The organism is Prevotella sp. AGR2160, assembly GCF_000424185.1.
Lineage (GTDB): Bacteria > Bacteroidota > Bacteroidia > Bacteroidales > Bacteroidaceae > Prevotella.
Window position 1 is genome coordinate 1 of record NZ_AUJK01000020.1, and the last position, 19,217, is coordinate 19,217.

Annotated in this window: 16 protein-coding genes and 1 pseudogene; 15 read left to right on the forward strand and 2 right to left on the reverse strand. The window is 44.5% G+C overall.

Annotated features, from left to right (window positions below; translation table 11 throughout):
* Positions 1–3: 3 nt before the first annotated feature.
* From G604_RS14205 to G604_RS0110655, 6 genes and pseudogenes are all read left to right on the forward strand, one after another.
* A pseudogene (locus tag G604_RS14205) lies at positions 4–495 on the forward strand (helix-hairpin-helix domain-containing protein); the annotation flags it as partial.
* Positions 496–638: 143 nt separating this feature from the next.
* The gene (locus G604_RS0110635) at positions 639–998 is read left to right on the forward strand and encodes a hypothetical protein (protein ID WP_028910551.1); all 360 of its coding nucleotides are present in this window, start codon (positions 639–641) and stop codon (positions 996–998) included.
* Positions 999–1,003: 5 nt separating this feature from the next.
* Positions 1,004–1,183, forward strand: a complete 180-nt coding sequence (locus G604_RS0110640) for a hypothetical protein (protein ID WP_028910552.1) — start codon at positions 1,004–1,006, stop codon at positions 1,181–1,183.
* A 3-nt stretch (positions 1,184–1,186) separates the two neighbouring features.
* Entirely contained in the window at positions 1,187–2,521 is a 1,335-nt protein-coding gene (locus G604_RS0110645) for a hypothetical protein (protein ID WP_028910553.1), read from the forward strand.
* Positions 2,522–2,935: 414 nt separating this feature from the next.
* Positions 2,936–3,166 carry a hypothetical protein gene (locus G604_RS14210; protein ID WP_036905427.1) on the forward strand — a complete coding sequence of 77 codons (231 nt, stop codon included), beginning with the start codon at positions 2,936–2,938 and terminating at the stop codon, positions 3,164–3,166.
* A gap of 11 nt (positions 3,167–3,177) precedes the next feature.
* A complete protein-coding gene (locus G604_RS0110655; protein WP_028910555.1) occupies positions 3,178–3,570 on the forward strand; it encodes a VOC family protein in 393 nt (130 codons plus the stop codon).
* A gap of 459 nt (positions 3,571–4,029) precedes the next feature.
* Here the strand turns inward: G604_RS0110655 and G604_RS15065 are convergent, their stop codons facing one another.
* Together G604_RS15065 and G604_RS0110670 are read right to left on the reverse strand one after the other, a co-directional pair.
* Entirely contained in the window at positions 4,030–4,239 is a 210-nt protein-coding gene (locus tag G604_RS15065; protein WP_028910557.1) for a hypothetical protein, read from the reverse strand.
* A gap of 80 nt (positions 4,240–4,319) precedes the next feature.
* Positions 4,320–5,183, reverse strand: coding sequence for a hypothetical protein (locus G604_RS0110670; RefSeq protein WP_028910558.1), 864 nt, complete (start codon positions 5,181–5,183; stop codon positions 4,320–4,322).
* A 173-nt stretch (positions 5,184–5,356) separates the two neighbouring features.
* Between G604_RS0110670 and G604_RS15575 the strand changes: the two genes are divergently transcribed.
* From G604_RS15575 to G604_RS0110715, 9 genes are all read left to right on the forward strand, one after another.
* Complete coding sequence (locus G604_RS15575; protein WP_231376142.1) at positions 5,357–6,058, forward strand: hypothetical protein; 702 nt, start codon at positions 5,357–5,359, stop codon at positions 6,056–6,058.
* A gap of 5 nt (positions 6,059–6,063) precedes the next feature.
* The gene (locus G604_RS0110680; RefSeq protein WP_028910559.1) at positions 6,064–7,062 is read left to right on the forward strand and encodes a helix-turn-helix transcriptional regulator; all 999 of its coding nucleotides are present in this window, start codon (positions 6,064–6,066) and stop codon (positions 7,060–7,062) included.
* A gap of 120 nt (positions 7,063–7,182) precedes the next feature.
* Positions 7,183–7,386 (forward strand): helix-turn-helix transcriptional regulator, encoded by a 204-nt coding sequence (locus G604_RS0110685; protein WP_028910560.1) that lies wholly within the window; start codon positions 7,183–7,185, stop codon positions 7,384–7,386.
* A complete protein-coding gene (locus tag G604_RS0110690; RefSeq protein ID WP_028910561.1) occupies positions 7,383–7,853 on the forward strand; it encodes a BrxE family protein in 471 nt (156 codons plus the stop codon). The genes G604_RS0110685 and G604_RS0110690 overlap by 4 nt, the downstream gene beginning before the upstream one ends.
* Entirely contained in the window at positions 7,850–8,617 is a 768-nt protein-coding gene (locus G604_RS0110695; RefSeq protein ID WP_051220367.1) for a BrxA family protein, read from the forward strand. The genes G604_RS0110690 and G604_RS0110695 overlap by 4 nt, the downstream gene beginning before the upstream one ends.
* Positions 8,604–9,164 carry a DUF1788 domain-containing protein gene (locus G604_RS0110700; RefSeq protein WP_028910563.1) on the forward strand — a complete coding sequence of 187 codons (561 nt, stop codon included), beginning with the start codon at positions 8,604–8,606 and terminating at the stop codon, positions 9,162–9,164. The genes G604_RS0110695 and G604_RS0110700 overlap by 14 nt, the downstream gene beginning before the upstream one ends.
* A gap of 3 nt (positions 9,165–9,167) precedes the next feature.
* A complete protein-coding gene (gene brxC, locus G604_RS15270) occupies positions 9,168–12,764 on the forward strand; it encodes a BREX system P-loop protein BrxC (RefSeq protein ID WP_155941928.1) in 3,597 nt (1,198 codons plus the stop codon).
* A gap of 9 nt (positions 12,765–12,773) precedes the next feature.
* Positions 12,774–16,667 carry a BREX-1 system adenine-specific DNA-methyltransferase PglX gene (gene pglX, locus G604_RS0110710; protein ID WP_028910564.1) on the forward strand — a complete coding sequence of 1,298 codons (3,894 nt, stop codon included), beginning with the start codon at positions 12,774–12,776 and terminating at the stop codon, positions 16,665–16,667.
* Between the two features lie 57 nt (positions 16,668–16,724).
* Positions 16,725–19,217 carry a PglZ domain-containing protein gene (locus tag G604_RS0110715; RefSeq protein ID WP_036905433.1) on the forward strand — a complete coding sequence of 831 codons (2,493 nt, stop codon included), beginning with the start codon at positions 16,725–16,727 and terminating at the stop codon, positions 19,215–19,217.

Sequence of the window (19,217 nt, forward strand, 5' to 3'; positions counted from 1 at the left end):
ATCATTATGAAGCTGCGGGCAGTCATAGAACGGATTACGTATCAGAATGGCGAGAACGGCTATTCAATACTGAAGGCACGGGTGAAGGGGTACGACGACCTCGTCACCCTTGTCGGCAATATGCTCGACGTGACCGTAGGCACCGTGCTCGTCGCTGACGGCCAGTGGAAAGTCCACCGTCAGTACGGCAGTCAGTTTGTTGTGGAGAGCTACGAAGAAGCCATGCCCGCCACACTCTTCGGTCTGGAGAAGTACCTCGGCAGCGGACTTGTCAATGGCATCGGACCAAAGTTCTCCAAACTCATTATCGCCAAGTTCGGCATGGATACCTTTGACATCATCGAGCACGACAGCAAGCGGCTGGCAGAGGTCGACGGCATCGGTCCCAAGCGCATCAGGAAGATCCACGACTCATGGATGAAGCAGCTCGACATCAAGGACGTGATGGTCTTCCTCCAGGACAATGGTGTAAGTACCGCCTATGCCGCCAAGATACCTGATAGAGAATACATTTTATATGTTGTGGGTGATGAGATCACATCTGCTCCCAACTATGATGTGGCAAAACTAAAGGAAGAGTTTGCACCAAGCTTAAAAAAGGGAGCACCATTCTTTGTCTCATACTAATTATAAGATTTATGGACATTAAAGACTTTATAAAGGAGTCTCTACTACAAATAGTAGATGGCATAACTGAGGCTAATATAGCTCTAGAGGCTAAAGGTGCATCTATTCCTACTACAGGAGTAGCAGGAGAGGGTGTATGGTGGACTCTTGTAAAAGAGGGTAAAAACCAGCACACAAGACACGCTCTAAGAGTTGATTTTGACATAGCTGTTACTGTTACTCAAAGTGACAACCTCAAGGCTGGAGGTGGCATATCCATAGCCTCTCTTGTAAACGCTGGTACTACTTGTGAGAACAGCTCACAAAGTGAGTCCGTAAGTAGGATAAAGTATACTATCCCTTTGAAGTTACCCGAGCTTAATAAGAAATAAAGTTTATGAAAATACTAGGAATAATCTTTTTAGTGCTAGCGGTGCTAAATCTATTAGTAGCATTAGTTGCTATGTCAAATGGTGCTCCCTCTGAAGCAATTACAATGAAATTTAATGCTTTCGTTTTACTTGCTGTCTTAGGCGGTGCTTTGTACTATTTTGGAAAGAAAAAACAAAACAAATAAATTATGAAAAGAGGTAATATAATTGCTTTAGCATTTGTCGCTTACTTAGTGGCAATGGTTGCAATGTTCTTTGGTGTAAATTCCTATATAACATCAAAGGACATCAGATTAAGAGATGAAATCTATGAAGCCGTTTCAAATGCTTTTGAGGGCAGAAAAGAGGTTATAGGTTTGACATATTCTGGCTATAGAGTAGAATATGACAAAATGAATATACCTTTAAGTCCAGCTCAACTTGCTAAGAAAATAGACAAATCAGAAATAGCACAGCTGCCAGACTCCTTGAAACATCTTGAAAGCACCACCCTACAATCTATAGCTGATGACCAAGAGAAAGAGTGGAAAGAAAACTATGGAGATTTGTATAAGATGTACCAGCTACGCTGGAATGACAATATTAGGAAAGAGGATGGATGGTGTTTGTCTGTCTGCAAACAAGAGATAGATGGAGTATCTATGTCTTATATATTCCCATACGCTGTAGGTTATAAAAAACAAGAATGGAGTGACTTTTATAGTTATGCACCTAGTGTACAGGCGGCTGTAAATGAAGCGTTTGATTTCTTTACAAACAATGACAAATCACAATATTACGGAATATACGAAAAAAACAGTGTGGATGATTTGTGGAGCAAGCTCAATGCTGCATCAAATGAGTATTATTTTCTTGCAAAAGATGAAACACCTAGGATGTGGGTAGGTTCTAGTAGCACACGAATAGACCCTGAGATAAAGGACAAGAATGGTAGAGAGGTTTGCCCTTATAAAAATGGCTCAATGTATAATGGATATTATAGAGTGTTTATAGGGCGAACACAGCCAACCACATACTCTATAGAAAAGTATGGCTGGGAACCTGATGAGAAAGATAGAAAAGATTTGTGGCTGTATTGGTCTATAGGTCTTACTGTGTTACTCTTGCTGGTAGTAATACCTCTTTGGGTAATAGATGCAAAGCATCAAAAAGTTAAAGATGAGTCTTTATATGACAAGCTCAAGCGAATGTGTAATCCTACAAACTTTATGAATGGTGCTAACTATGATAAAGAAAAAGTAGACAGGGCTAATGCTATCTACAAAAGATTACTTGAGATAAATGGAGATGATGTAGAGTCTCTCAATGAATTGCAGCAGCAAGCTGTAGCAGAATTAGGTATTAACCTTATTGATGCAGAAAAGCTCTCTGATCTGAAAGAAAAAGTAAATCCAAAGAATTATATGACCCCTTACAATCCTGATAAGGTTGCTTTAGCAAATGAGCTGTATGCAATACTTAGCAAGGAGGAATTGACATATAATGAAATGGCTGATGTTGAAGAAAAATCAAAACAATTATAAGATATGAAGCACTTATTTATATTTTTTTGTAGCAATGAGCATTTGCTGTTTTGCAAAAGCTCAATCAATTAGCCAAGGTTTTACTGGTAATATGGTTGTAAATACTGAGGGCGGCAATAGATTTGAACTCAGTTTTTATAATCATAAGGGAGCTGATGTTGTATCAATATGTGATTGGTATAGAAACCCTGGATTATCTACACCGCCGTCACCCGTGCCAAGAAAGTCTGCATTGTCATCAGTCAGAAACGCGCCCTGTGGTATGCCGTCAGCCATGTCACCGTCACCCAGCGTAATACGAAGCTCAAGGAGCGGTTGCAAGGAAAGACCGTCCACATGACCTACACCCATCATGACGAAGCGACACAGACGGATATGGCAGCAGAAGAACACCCACATAACAAATAGAAGCCTATGAACTACGAGGACATCTGGCAGATACAGGACGAGATAACGGCAGCAGTCAACTCCATTGGCTTTTCCCTATGGGACTTGCACTACGAGCGCCCGTCCCTCTCCTTCCACTTGGAGTTGAATGAGCACGTTCCCGACGACGCACTGACATCCCTTTGCTCACAGATGCCATTGACCACTGACTATGATGGCGAAGGCTGTCATGGCTCAGTGTTCACATTGTACCCTTAAAAACGGAGACTATGAAGATAAAGAATATCGACCATTTCGTAATCACTACACAGCATTTGCAGGCTTGTCTCGATTTCTATGTCAGAGTATTAGGCATGGAACACCGAGAAAGTAAAGGCCATCACAACCTATACTTCCCCGGTGGCAAAATCTCTATCCATACCTGTAAAGGTGAGTTTCAGCCAGCTGCCCAAAATCCAACTTACGGCTCGCAAAACTTCTGCCTGTTAGTAGAGGATGACCTGCAAACCGTCAAACGGGAATTAGAGGCTAAAGGTATCACACCCTTAACGGATATTGTTGAGCGTCATGGTGCCCACGGAGTCATGCACAGCTTGTATGTCAGAGATCCCGATGGCAATCTTGTAGAACTAAGCAATTATCAAGAAAGATGTGAAATGTAGATTGCTATCTGTGTTCCTCCCAAAACGCATCATCCTCTTCTTGCTGTTGCTTGAGCATGATATATTCGTCTATTTCATCCATAAAGCCGGGATCTGATTCGGGATTATAGGGGGTACAGTCATTACCGCCTATGACTTTTTGCTTTTTGTGTTTTTTGTTTGAAGGTGGCTTTTGTTGGACAATGCCTTTGCGTCTTAGTCTCAACCGCTTCCTGTCATGCCTATTCATCGGTTTGGAAATGTTAATCCCATACCGATAATAGATTATCATCTGTATGATGGCCAGAACAAGCAGAAGTATGGATATGACTAGAACCATTATTGCTAAAAACTAATGAAGAAAGTTATCAATGCTACCCACAAATCCGCAACCTTGACATTTGCAGGTTCCGTCATCATAGACGATGACCTCCGGACATCCGCATTCGGGGCAAAGTAAACCATCCATAAGCGAAGATCTTATTTGAACAATGCTTTGAAAATATCGCCCAATCCGAATGTCGTGCGGCGATAGACACGGTTATACAGGGCTTTCTTGGGGTGTAAGATGCCCATGCCACGTTTTCCATATCCTGGAATTAGCGCACGCTTGATGGCTCTCTTGGCCCGCCCCGTCGTCCGTGCGCTGATGCTTCTCTTGATTGACGGTGTTCTGAATCCGAATTTCATAAGCACTCCTTCCTTTATATGTCATTTACAACGGCAAATATACGACTTATTTTTCAAAGTCGCATATCTGCCAAAGCTTTTTATTCGTACATATCCGAGCTGCCATTAACACCCTGACTACGATAAGTCTTGTAGAACTTATTAGGCCCGCCAATCTTGAAGTACTCGCGCTTCTGTTTCCGTGTGCTGTAGCAGTCGGTCTTTTCGCGTACTTTCTCTACCGCAGCCTTTTTGGAGTAGTTGGTGACACCGCTCACATAGAAGCTGTTCTCAATGTGCTGCAAGTTCTTGCAGTCACTGTCGAATGAATAAGCTATGCGGTTCTTGAACTTCACAGGTGATGAGCCCTCCGAGTAGCTGGCTACAGTGGCAGTACGTTTCGGGAAGTCTTTCGTACGCTCGCAAGTCTTGACAAAGCGTGGCGATACCTTATACTCGCTGATGACCTTATAGGCGTGAGCCGGGATGCATACGATCTGCTTCTCCTTCGTTGTAACACCATGCGACTGCCCTTTCACGAGTTTAGCCAGTGCTGAGGCCGTGGTCGGTACGTAATACTGAGTCGGCCAATAGCCGTTCACGCTCCAATAGGTCTGACTGACTCCATATCCCATAGAGGCAACCTCGGTAGTGCTCGTCGTGTACTCCCGATTCTTGAAGTAGTCGTTTGCCTCCCCATTGAGGATAAAGAACGTCTTGTCCATATCGACAAACAAGTCCTTGTCGGTCTTGTTCTGGAGGATAAAGCCGACAGAGCCATCCTTTCCCCAAAGATTGTACATCACCTTCATGTCATTGTTCTCATACACCAGCGAGTTGTCCTCCTGCTTCAGTGCATCCGATTTGACATCATACACCTGATAGTAGAGCTGTTTACACGATGACAGTCCCATGCAAGCTAAGACGGCCATCAAGGCCAGCGTTCTCATGCTTCTTTTCTTCATAGTTAATGCGTTTTTAGTTGAACTTAAATTAAAATCTGCCGCAAAGATAATATCCATCTGTTCTCCCTATGCGGACACGTCCATTTATTTTCGATAAATACAATTTTTTTTGAACGTGTCCGCATAGGACGAACATATTCTTCGTATATTTGCACCGATTAATAGAATACTATATGGACAAGAAGTTGAAAGTTTACCTCAATTACGATGCCGAAACCAAGGAGTACAGCATCGTACCACCAGAATTGGAGGCACATCATATCTTTGCCTTCGGTTCCGAAGTAACAGAGACGGTGGAAGAACTGATTACTCTTATCGACGACGTACAGAGCTTTGAGTATAATGACGCTACTTTAGAGGTGGATCCGCAGGACATCATCGGCTTACTTTTGGAGATCGTTCTAAAATGCGAGATTTCCGATGAGGATAAACTCTATATTGATACCATAAATCTTATGATGCGTCAGCACTACGGCCAGAAGGACAAGGCAGGGAAAGACTATTACTTCCATCCGTTAAGGGTCAGCACACGCCTGAATCTCATTGACACAAAAATTGTCGCCTTGCTGCATGACACAATAGAAGATACCGGCATGACAGCTGAGAAGCTCTTGCAATTAGGCTATTCCCAGGAGACTGTCAATGCGATTCTCTCTGTCTCGCGAAAGAAAGGAGAGAGCTATGCCGAGTTTATAGCAAGAGCCAACACCAACCAAGCCGGAAGACTTGTGAAAATGGCAGATTTGGAGGATAATATGGACATACGCCGCCTGCGTGACCTCACGGAGAAGGATTGGCACAGACTCAATAAGTATCTTCATTCCTACCATTTTCTTAATGGAGAGGAAAACGACACATCACTCATTAAAGATTAAGCACAATGCCGAATACTAAGAACTATTCAACCCGTCTGCGCGTCCTCGACCAGTGTCTGCGCAGTGGACACGCCTATTCGGGCAAGGAGCTCACCGATTTCATCAATCGGGAGTTGGAGCTGCGTGGTGAGCCTGTCATTACCTCACGTACCACGCTGATGGATGACCTGCTCAATATAGAGAATGAGTATCACACCAACATCATTCGCAAGAAACACGGACGGCAGACCACCTACCAGTATGAGGATCCCAACTTCTCCGTTTTCTCCACAGAGCTTAACGAGGACGACATTCTGCACCTCAGTCAGGCCATGAACATCCTCCAGCGGTTCGACGGCATGCCGGAAGCCGATTGGATATCTGAGCTCAGTGCCCGTCTCAACCTTTGTATGAACAACCGCAGGAAAGTGCGCTCCGCAGTCGGCTTCGAGTCCTCCTTATATAATAAAGGTATGGAGCATTTCACTCCGCTTTTCGATGCCATCCGTAAGAAGACCACCGTGGAATTGCGCTATCAGAGTTTCAAGATGGCAGAGCCCCAAACGCTCATCGTGCATCCATACTACCTCAAGCAGTACAACAACCGCTGGTTCCTCTTCTGCTGTAACGGTGACTACACCAACCTCAGCAACTATCCCCTTGACCGCATCCTCAGCGTGAAGCTCGCCCACGTGCCTTATAGAGACACCGACATTGACTTCGACGAATACTTCGCTGACATGATAGGTGTCAGCCGCCGCAACGGGCAAGAACCGGAAGAAGTAGTTCTCCGCTTCCCCAAAGACCAATATAAATATGTGGCGACAAAGCCTTGGCACGGCAGTCAGAAAGTCATAGAAGAGACAGGCGATTATGTCTTAGTTCAATTGAAAGTCATCCACAACTATGAGTTGGAACAGAAAATACTATCATTTGGTCAATATGTTGAAGTATTATCTCCAAAACAACTTCGTGAGCAAATAAATGATAGATTAAATAAATCTTTACAACAGTATAACCCTTAATGCGAATAGAATGACGGCTTACAAATAAAAATTGCATTATACGCAAAACTTTTTATTCTAAAATTATGTCGTCTCAAATTATAGTTGTATTTTTGCATGTATAGACTAAAAATAGCTAATATGGACGACATCAACCGCCTCAAGATATGTCTTGTGGAGCATAAGAAAACCAACAAGTGGCTGGCCGAGCATGTGGGCAAAGACCCTGCGACGGTCTCTAAATGGTGTACCAATACTACTCAGCCGGATTTGGTAACACTCAAGAAGATTGCACAGCTTCTTGATATAGACATTTGTGAACTTATAAATCATACCAAGCAATGACAGAGCAACAAATCAAAGATATACTTGCTCTTCGTTATGCAGTCTATAAGTTAGGCGCGGAGAAGGGATTTTGGCAGGATTTAGAAAAAAATTCCGCCAAGCCGGTAATGGACTATCTTTTCGCAAGAACAAGTAACATAGCCTATTACAACATGATGCTGGAGACCTGTAAAAGTAAGCATACGGGTAACCAAGGCGAATACAATCTTTTTAAGTTGCCAGCAAGAACAGAAGAGGAATTACTCAACTATATGAAAACTCATCTTGATTTGAATGTTAGCACACTTGTAAAAGAACCTGTAGAATACTTGCAGCAGAAAGCTATTGTCACTATTGCCCCAACTGACGAGCCTGTCAACATAGGCAGAATGTCGGAGCATGACACGGACACTCTGCTGGCACTGATAGCATCCGTTTATCAAAATGCATTCACCAAAGGAGCCAATAATTATCCATACTTTGAATGATGGCAAATAAGAGCAAATATACAGTGGAGCTTATCAAGGGCACGGGGCTGGTGCCTGAGACGATGACCTTGCTTGAGAACTATGAAGGGCAAGACAAGAATACTTTTGTCAAGTTCATACTTGACAACAACATTCTTGCCACCAGTTCGGAGCGAAGAGCGAAGGATATTGTCTCCCGCGTATTCTTCAAACGGTACGTTGATCCAGACAGGGCAATCGTGACTCGTCTGAAGACAATACGCGAGAAAGGACTACCGTTGAAGCAGTTCAAGCAGTTGCTATATCTTTACACGGCACGTGTCGATACTGTACTTCGAGATTTTATCACTAAAGTTCTGAATCCTATCGTCAATGAGGGTAAAGTCATATTAGACGATAGCACACCGAAAGCTTTTATCGAGCATCTAAACGATGAGGAGGGGCTTAACTGGAATGAGGGTAACATACGACGTGTGACAAGTGGATTGCATAAAGTGTTGATCGACTTCGACATGCTGTCTAAAAAAAACGACATCACCTTCGACGGCATTTCCAGTTTCGTGTTCCTGTACATCTTGCACGATCTCCATTTCAAAGGAATGTCTGACAAGGAGGTATGGGAACATCCTGACTGGAAATTGTTCTTCCTTGACAGATATTCAGTGCTCGATCTCATCAAGGAACATAGTTTGCGTGATGGCTACATCGCCCAGTCAAGTGGTGACTTACTTGCAATAACTTGGAATTATAAAAGTATGGAGGAGATGATAAATGGCTTATTATGAGAATAAGATAGATGACGCGCTCAAATTTCTCTTGAGTCATCAATTGACCAATCCTATGGGTGACAAGCCTATAGTGTATGTGGTATATGAACCATCTGATGCCATAGAAATTGAGAAGCTAATAAATAGCATCATTATGCCCAAAGTAAAATTTTGGGGCTTTAAAACCATTGATGTCATTAGAATGGGAAAAGTAATTGATGAAGCCATCCAATCCAGTAAAAACTTGAAATGGTATTCTTCCAACAGGTTCAAAGAAAAAATGCTGTTCAAGGGCATAGCTAAGGAAATATCAGATTCAAAGTACATGTCGAATGCCATTCTTGACAAACAGAAAGAGTTGTCAAGCAAGGAAAAGCCACTCATCATTATCACTGAACTGGAGATGCTGCATCCGTTTGAACGCATCGGGAGTTTCGAGAATGATCATTATAATGACATTCAAGTGCCAATGTTGATTTTATATCCGGGTACGAGTAAGGGCTTTGCCCGTTCCTATCTGGGAGTCAACGAGATGGATGGCAGCTACCGGTCAAAAAACTTTTAGAATATGAAGCAGATAAAAGATCTATTCGATCAGTCAAAAGATATCAATCGTAAAATCGAAAGTGTTGTCACATTCGGAGCCAATACCAAGGATGATTTGGAAAAGGAGCTGAATGAATATGTCGTAACCGACAAGCTTAAGGACAACTACAACAATGTCATGGAGCGTATCCGTGACGCTTTCGACAATGGTTCCAATGAAGTCGGCGTATGGGTTTCCGGTTTCTATGGTTCTGGTAAAAGTTCATTTGCCAAGTACCTTGGCTATTCTTTTGACAAGAGTGTAGTCTTGTCAGATGGTCAGACCTTTGGCGCAAGACTGATGAACAAAATTGGCTCGCAGCAGACAAAGGCCTTGAACCATATCCTTCAGCAGTTCAATCCTGTCGTTGTTATGATTGACTTGCTTGTCAAGATGAAAGCAGGACAAGGACAACGCGCTCCCATTAGTGACATTATGTATTATGAGACGCTGAAAGAACTTGGATTCAAGACAACGGAGCCCAAGCTGATAGCCCTTGAGTTGCTCCTTCAAAAATATGGCAAATACGATGAATTTCTGAACCGCGTTCGTGAAGACAATGGAGAAGACTGGGAAGAAGTCGTTGAAAATCCATTGGCCGGATTGGGTATCGGCTCTACTCTTGCACACGAGCTATTGCCCAATATATTCCGTACTGAGGATACGCTCATTGATATGGATGTGGACTCGGTGATGAATGAGAAGGAACGGTTCGACAGCTTGCTACGGCTTGTCAAGGAGAAAAAAGGCAATGAAAAAGTCATCTTCGTCCTCGACGAGATAGGATTGTACATGAACGACAACAAAGACCTTATTACCAGTCTTGAGGGCACCATGCACATTCTAAAAGATGACTTCAAGGGTAAGGTGTGGGTTATTGGTACAGCTCAGCAGACCCTTACGGCTAATTCGCCAGATTCAGCCAATGAGATATTTACACTCAATGCTCGTTTCCCCATTCATGTGGACATCGAGGCAGACGACATTAAGGAAATCGTTACACGCCGTCTGTTAGGTAAATCTGTTGATGGCAAAGGTTACTTGACAAAGCTATTCCACGAGTTTGGCCCTCAGCTAAATGTTGCCACCCAATTCCACGACATGCAGGACCGGTCTGTCTATTATGAACAGCCAGATGTTGAGTCTTTCGTCAATCTTTACCCATTCCTGCCTGTACACATTGAGATGTTACTCAATCTGCTCAAGAAGCTCGCGAGCAGAAGTGGTGGTGTAGGACTTCGTTCTGTCATCCGCCTTATCCGTGATATTCTTGTTGACAAGAATTTGGCGGATAAACCTATCGGCACATTGGTGACACCGGCTGACTTCTATGACATCTTCAAGAACGACATGGAGGATAATGGATACAGCGAAATAGTTCAGGCAGCAAAGAAAGCTATCACGATGTATAGTGACAATCCTTTGGCAGTTCGCATCTGCCAAACGATAGCCGTCATGCAGTTGCTTGATGACTTCAAGCTGAGCCGTGATAACATTGTAGCCCTTCTTTACGATAAATTAGATGCAGACGTAAAACCTGCAGAGGTGCAACAACTTCTTGACGAGATGAAGGACAACGAGAGCATCACCCTTCAGGAGGTCAAAGGCGTGTATCAGTTCATGACCAATGCCATTCTCAATGTCCAAAGTGAGCGGAACCGTATTCAGGCTAAGCCAGAAGAGAAACGCGAGGTGCTGGTAGATGCAGTCAAAGATGTTCTCTCACCTCTCCCCAGCGTGCAAATCTTCAGTTCTCTTACTGTGCAACCTTCCATAGAGTTGACCGAAGGTCGCAAGGTGTGGCCCGTAGAAGTACGTCCGAACAGTGATATTACGCTTAACTTCCGTTTCATAGATGCCGCAACCTTTGAGGATACAAAGCGTAAGGTACTCACGGAAAGTAATCTTGACGAGAACAAATACCGGCTTTATCTCATCTGCAATCTGAGTAAAGACAAGGACACTCTGCTTAACGATATTGTCAAAGACCAAAAGATTATCCGTCAGCATCGAGGCGATGCTGACCGTGAGATCATGGCCTATATCTCTTCTCAAAAGGAAGACATGGATAACAAAACGCAGGAGCTGACCCGGTTGTTGCGCCAATCCCTTGATGACAGTGAAGCTGTATGGCTTGGCAAATCCCAGAATGTTGATCGCGACACCTATAAGACCTTGGCATTGACTGATTTTGCCAAGACGGTCTATGATAAATATTCACTTGCCAACAATCCCATGAAGAGCAATTCCGTATTGGATTTGGCTACTTATGAGGATTTCAGTACCATACCGCAATCTCTAAATCCATTTGGCATTATCAAAGGTGACGGCAGCATTGATACCCAGAATGGTGCTATCACAGAATTGCGCGACTTCATTGAGATGCGCACCAATGTGTCTGGTGGTGAGATCCTGACTCGCTTTGGCAAGGCTCCTTACAGATGGTCGAAAGATGCAACCCGATACCTTGTAGCCCTCATGCTCAAGGGCAGCCTCATCATTGTACATGCAGGAGGCCTGCGCTTCAACATGTTTACAGAAAAGGCAGCGGAAGCCATGAAATCCAATCCGTCTTTTAGCAAGCTGAATGTTGAGATGAACACGGAAGCTCCGCTTGATGCTACCAAACTCTTGACAGCTTGTAAAAACATCATGGAGCTGTTCAATCCTTCAAAGAAGCCAAATCTTCTGCCTGATGCCATCGCCAAGGCTGCCTATGACAGCATACGCAAGAAAGACGGGCTGCTCAGCCAGGCTCGACGGTTGAAGGACACTTTTGATGCCTATCATATCGCTGGTGCCGACCGTATTGCCACAGCCCTCAACCATGCGCAGGAGATTATGGATTCTGAAGGCGCGAAGGCTCCACAGCTATTGTCTGAGAATAATAGCTGCATCGAGTCGTTCAAATATGTCAAGAAGATTGTTGAGTGCGACTACAGCAAGGGGTTCATCAGTGACATTCAGAATCTGAAGACACTCTTCGAGCGTGTTTCCTTCATGGCAGATATGCCTTTACTAAGCAGTTTCAAGAAGCACTGCTCTGCCATGCATGACGATTACAAAAAAATGCTTAACAATCCCGACTGTTATGAATTGTACTCAAATTACTCTGATTTGAAAGGAGAGTTTGAAAATGCCATAGCCTTAGCCAACACTGACTTCTATACAGAGGCGACAAAAGAGCTCCAGACAAAGAAGAACCAGATGCGTAGCTCTACCGACTTCATGGCATTGAAAGATGATCAGAAAGAGCAGATAAGCCAGATGTTGGACAAAATAGTCCTTGACGAAGGCAAGAATCTTGATGAACTCATACAGGAAGCAAACACCTATACGTCGTTTATCATGTCTGCTTTCCCTGACATAGAACAAGCGATAGACAAGTACACAAACGATAATGCCACGGAGGCGCATGACGATCCCGTACCATCTGGGAAGAAGCATGCCCACAAGGTGACTGTGCGCAACCATATCACCGACAAGGCCGAGTTGAACAAGGTCATTCAAGACCTTGAGACGGTACGTGACAATTGGAACGAATACAGTGGTGTGGACTTCGATATTCAGAACTCTTAGACTTAGATTATGATCCCTAAAAGTGCAGAAACACGACTACAGCGTTTTACACAGGATGCAAAATCACTGTTAGTCAAAAATATAACCGATATTCTCGCCAACCGCTACGAGATATGGGCAGACGGCCACATGTCGCGCGTCGGCGACCTTCCTGCCACCGATGCCGATACGCTTCATACAGCGCGCATGTTGCGTGAGCGTATCAGCAACCTTGAGGACGCATTGGCTGACAACGTGGAAAACAAGACAGCCATAGCCGTTACGCAGCTCATCGCGGAACAAGCCTTCACTGTCCTCAATCGTTTTTGTGCCTTGAAGATGTGCGAGGAACGCGGCATTTTCAACAGCATCATAGACCATGGCATGGCCTCGGAGATGTTTCAGGCCTATGACATGGTCACAGGTGGTGGAGCCATCGGCAGCCAATATCAGCGCTACAAGATGTTCCTCATGAGTCTGTTCGACGAGCTATCCATTGAGATGCCCTCAATATTCAACCGCTATTCGCCATACGGACTAGTGTTTCCCGATGAACGGACGCTCAATGCACTGCTTGCCCTCATCAATGCCGATGATATGGCTGCCTACTATGATGCGGCAAGTGGTGTGACGGTGAATTTCTGGCAGGAGGACGAGACCATCGGATGGCTGTTCCAATATTACAACTCTTTGGAGGAGCGTCGGCAGATGCGTGCTGAGAGCAACCAGCCACGCAACAGTCGTGAGATGGCCGTGCGCAATCAGTTCTTTACTCCGGAATATGTCGTAAGATTTCTCACCGACAACACGCTGGGCCGTATCTGGTATGAGATGACGGGCGGTTCGAAAGCTATCACTGATTACTGCCAGTATCTCGTCTATCGTAAGGACGAGGAAATTCCCCATCGAGATATCAAGGAACCGACTGAAATCCGTACCTTGGATCCGACTTGTGGCTCCATGCACTTCGGCATGTATGCCTTCGGCGTATATGAAGTCATCTATATGGATGCTTGGGACAACCATCCCGAGCTATTGATGAAGTATCGTGCCCGTCGTGACGAGACAGGCCGTGTGGTCACTGTTTCCCGTGAGGAATTCTATCGCTTGGTACCAAAACTCATACTGGAAAACAACATCTATGGTGCGGAGATAGACCCACGCGCCTTGCAGATTGCCGCCCTAAGTCTTTGGCTACGCGCTCAGCGTAGCTGGAGTGAGCAGAAGGTGGAGATGTCGGAACGCCCGATGATAACCCGTTCCAACTTAGTCCTTTGCGAGGCAATGCCGGGCAACAAGAAAATGTTGGCCGAACTGCTCACAGGTTTCAGTCATCCGATGCAATTGCTCATCAAGTTCATTTGGGACAAGATGAAATATGTAGGTGAAGCCGGACTGCTCATCAAGATGGAGGACGAGATAGACCGTGAGATAGAGTATATCAAGGCAAACTGGACCAAAATCAACAAAAGGAAAGACTTATCTTTTGATTCTTCCGCAGAAGATTTTGAGGAGCAACAGCGTGTTGCCAACCTTAATACCAAGGAAGCAAAGGATAATTTCTTCCAGGATATTATGTCCAAGCTTCGTAAGGCTCTTATTGACCTTACTCAGCAACTGTCCGAAAGCGAGGGATATGAGAACGTACTCTTTGCCGAAGATGCTTTGCGTGGTCTTGCGTTCATCGAAATGTGCAATATGCGCTTCGATGCCATTGTGATGAATCCGCCATTTGGAGAAGGAAGCGTAAACACCTCATCCTATTTCGATACTAATTATCCCGCATGGTGTGGAAATCTTGTGTGCGCATTTTTTGACCGAATGCAGGAAATGCTTAATGTTGATGGACGATTGGGAGCTATCTTCGACCGCACTGTTATGATTAAGTCGAGCTATGAGAACTTCCGAAAGCGCAATCTTTGTGGCTTTATCACAAACTGTGCTGATACAGGTTGGGGGGTACTGGATGCAAACGTAGAGACGTCAACTTTAGTTCTTAATAAAATTGCTTCAGAAGGGAAAGGTGTTTTTATGGACGTGCATGATGTGCCTTCCGATGAAAAAAATGAGCAACTACGTGCCCTAATACATTACTACCATATTGAAAAGATAGCGAAATGGAATCATGTAGTCAAGTCTATAGAGTTTAAAAACTTACCAAATGTAATTATCGGCTATGACTGGAATGAAGAAATGCTCAAGTTATTTGAGAATAATAATCTTGAAAACAATAATTTTATAGCAAGAAAGGGAACAGATTTTGTAGCATCGAAGCATCCAAGATTATATTTCGAAACACGTTCTCCAAAGTATTTCCACTATTATAATGGTGGAAACTTTAGCCTATTTTATAAGCCTTATCGTGATATCGTCTATTGGAAAGAGGATGTAATAAGAGCAGATAAACAAACAAATATAAGAAATAGTTTTTATCAGTTACACCATGGTATCGGCTTCGGTAAAAGAGGAGAAATATTAGATGCTCATATTTTGAAAGATAACTCCTTCTTTACTTCTGAGGGAATAGCGATAGTAGAATCAAATAAACATAATGACGAAGTTATCTGTAGCTTTATCAATTCTATTTTATCGCAATTTACAATAAACAATTATTGTGGAGAACATAAGCAGGCTGGATATGTTAATCTTTTGCCCATGCCCGACTACACTACTCGTCAGTCTGATATAGAGCAGATAGTAAACAATATCATTGCTATCAAACGTTTATGGTTCAGCTTGGATGAGACCAACTTGGAGTATCATGGCTTAATCTCTCACTTTGATAGTAAAGAGAACTTGAAAGACAACTTCGGCAAAATGCAAGAGAAGTTGACAGCAGACTATGACCGCTATGAAGACTTGGTGAAGCAGAACGATGACTTATGGATGGATTTAGCGGATATTGCTCCCGACAGTGATTTCCGCAGTACGCTTAATGACTATAAGAGCCGCAGACCGTACGAGGAACTGTTATCCATTGATGGAGCCAGTACGAACAACGTCATTAACAGTAAAGTGATGGCGCAAGAAATTGTGCAGGAATTGGTGGGCCTCGCTTTCGGTCGCTGGGACATTCGCTATACCAAGGATAAGCCCGTGCCCGAGTTTGGTGATGTGTTCGATCCGTTACCCTTCATGCCTGTGGTATCTTTGAAAGACAACGAGCAGGACGGTTACCCGTTGGAGATACCTCAAGACGGAATCATCAAGGGAAGCGACATGGTGGCTCTTATCCGAAAGGTTATGGAGTATATCTGGGGCGACAAGGCCGACGACATCGAATATGAACTCTGCCAATTGATAGGGACAGACAGTCTTACAGAGTATTTAGAAGATCCGAACGGCTTCTTCGCTTACCACTTCATGCGCTACACTAAGAGCCGCCGCAAAGCCCCCATCTACTGGCCTCTCTCTTCGGAAGATGAGAGCGAGACTTGGTGGGTATACTATCCGAAGCTCGATGAGCGTACACTGCCTAATCTCGTGTTGAAGCTCACTGACGAGATAACGATGCTTCGTGCGGACTTGCAGCGCACAGCCGACAAGGACAAGGCATCACGGTTGAACAATGAGATGCTCGACCTGCAAGCTATGAGCGACGAGTTGCGCCGCCTGCAAGCTTTGCCCTACAAGCCCAATCAAGACGATGGCGTTCCCGTGACAGCCGCTCCTCTCTATACGCTCTTCAAGAACAAGAAGTGGCGTGCAGCCTGTGTGGACAACTGGAAGCTACTCGACAAGGGCGACTACGACTGGAGCCATCTCGCTTATGCCATCTATCCAGCCCGCATCCGGCAGAAAGCCAAGAAGGACTGGTGCATGGCACTTACACACGGCTTGGAAGAGCTATGCGAGAACAAACCGAAGGAAAAGAAGAAGAAAACGACAAAGAACAAAAAGGTGGACGAGCCTTCGCTCTTTTAATCAGCCTTGATGTTGTGAATCGTTTACGATTGCTTGGTTAAATACAAAAAAACAGACATGACCATAGAGGAATATATAGTTGATTACTGGTACAGCAAGGTGAGTGACGCCCACCCACTGCTCATCATATATGATGCAGAGAAGACATACCAAAAGTTATTGCCACTGGCTGAGAAGAAAGGTTTCAAGGTTATCGACACGACAGAACAGGCATTGGCACGCTTCTTGGAAGCCCGTGAATACTGGCGTAATCATCTCGTGCGTAACAATAACGGAGAGCGGATGTTGGTATATCGCACAGTCCATATACCAACCTCCAACAGTGACAAACAGGCTGAACCCTATTATGCTATGTCGCTGATTGGTGCAGAATTCCCTATTGGCGCAAAAGACAATTACCAGACCCTCTGCCACCAGTTTATGCCCGACCATGTCAAGGAGATAGACAAGCTTTTTGAGGAAGGACACACGGATTTTGTCTATATCAACAGCTTAGGCAGTGGCAACAACTATCCTGTGTTGGAACAACTCACCGGAGGCAAGAGTATGATAGAGATAACTACAGGTTTCTTGATGCTTCGCCGTGTCTCGGCGAATGACTGGCAGGAAGAATGGCAGCGGTTTTGCCAGCAGTATTATCCCAACCTTAACACCTCTGATGCTGACCTCAAGACGATGCAGAACCGGTTGTGGCAATACCTGTTGTTCTCGGAGTTTGTCTATGACCTGCCAGCCAAGACCCGCCTGCCAGAAAGACTGAAGAGTATTCCCACCGCTCCAAACGAGGAAAGTCGCATACGCACCATCGACGACGTGTGCAACAAACTGCGGAGCGACATGGAGTTTCGGGATGATTATGTAGAGCATGCTGAAAAAACAGCCAAAGACTTAGGTCTGGAGGATGCCTTTGCCAAGGCTACGGATTTAGGTGAGATTGTCACCTTTGCTTTTGAGAATATTGTGGAATACAGCAGATACATACAACTCATCAACAGCGGTAACTACGCTGAGGCTACACAACTGTTAGATAAAAACCGCAAAGGAGTGTGGTTCTCTGCCAACAAACGGGTGGAGATGTTTTGGAAGCTGGCAACAGAGCTGAATACGCTTGTTCACTATGCCATTGTTGAGGGCCTTGGTGACCACAGTTCATTAGACGCCATGATAGACCACTACGCCAAGAGTGGCTATCACATCGACCAAGCCTTCCGTAACTTTATGATGTTGGAACAACGTGTAGATTTTGTATCGCCGTTTATCAAGGAGCTGAAGCAGATAGCCATCTCAACCTACAAGGACATCACACAGAAAATGGTGATTGAATATCAGAGCGTCTTCGCAGCTGGCATAAAGAATGTCTCCATAGACAGAAACAACCAAGTATTCAACCACTATGTACTTCCTGAGCTAAAGAACAAGAAACGCGTGGCCATGGTCATGGCAGACGCTTTCCGTTACGAGATGGGCGTTCAATTGTCTGACCAGTTGAAACAGAACAACGACTATCAAGTGGAATGCAAGCCTTCGTTGGCTCAATTGCCCACCTACACCCCCAACGGCATGGCTGCACTGCTGCCCGATGCAGACACCCAACTAGCGTTGAAGACGATTGACGGTAAACTGGAACCAATTATTGACGGTAAGAAAATTTCCCTGCCAGCAGAACGAATTGCCTATATTCAATCATCTGTGTCGTACAAAGTACAGGATATGCTATTGAGTGAATTGGAAGCCGAGAAGGTCGATAAGGATACACGGCTTTTGGTGATACGTGACACCATCATCGATAATCTTGGTGAGCATGGTAGCATACAGGGGCTTGACAGCATGAATTCTATCTTACGCAAATATAGTAAGGCCGTGATGCTCTGCCGGGCTGCGGGTATCGACGAAGTCTTAATCTTTGCCGACCACGGTTTTATGATACAACCGGATGCGCCTGTCAGTGAGACTATTGACAAGCCAAAAGGAAATGATATTGGACTCAATCTTAGGCGTTGTATGGCAGGAAACCTCGATAGTGCTGCCAACACTTTGGCCTTTTCTCCCGAACAGCTCGGAATTCGCTCTGATGCGCCACAGTTTGTTTTTGCACATAACTTTTGTACATTCTCAAAGGGACATTATTATTTCCACGAGGGGTTGTCGTTAGAGGAGAACATTGTGCCGATAGTCAGCGTACAATTGGCAAAACAGCAAGAGGGCAAGCCCTACCAATTGACCATCAGCTACAAGAACGGCGATACGATACGCATATTGCACCCGAAACTGTCATTCACCATTAACTTCCCTAACGAATTATTTGGTGAAGATTTGCATCTGCATGTCACCATTAAGGACCAAAATGGGAACAATGTTGGCAGCGTCTTAGGTTCATCCTATTATGATGAGGCAACAGAGGTGTTGAACATCCCTGCCGGCACGACCTCTTTCAACCAGAATATTGAACTTGAAGAAGGTATTTCCGGTGAGATAACGGTTACGGTGACAGATGCTGCGACAGAGGTGATGGTTGCTACACAACAAATAAAAACTGATTTGCAATTCTGA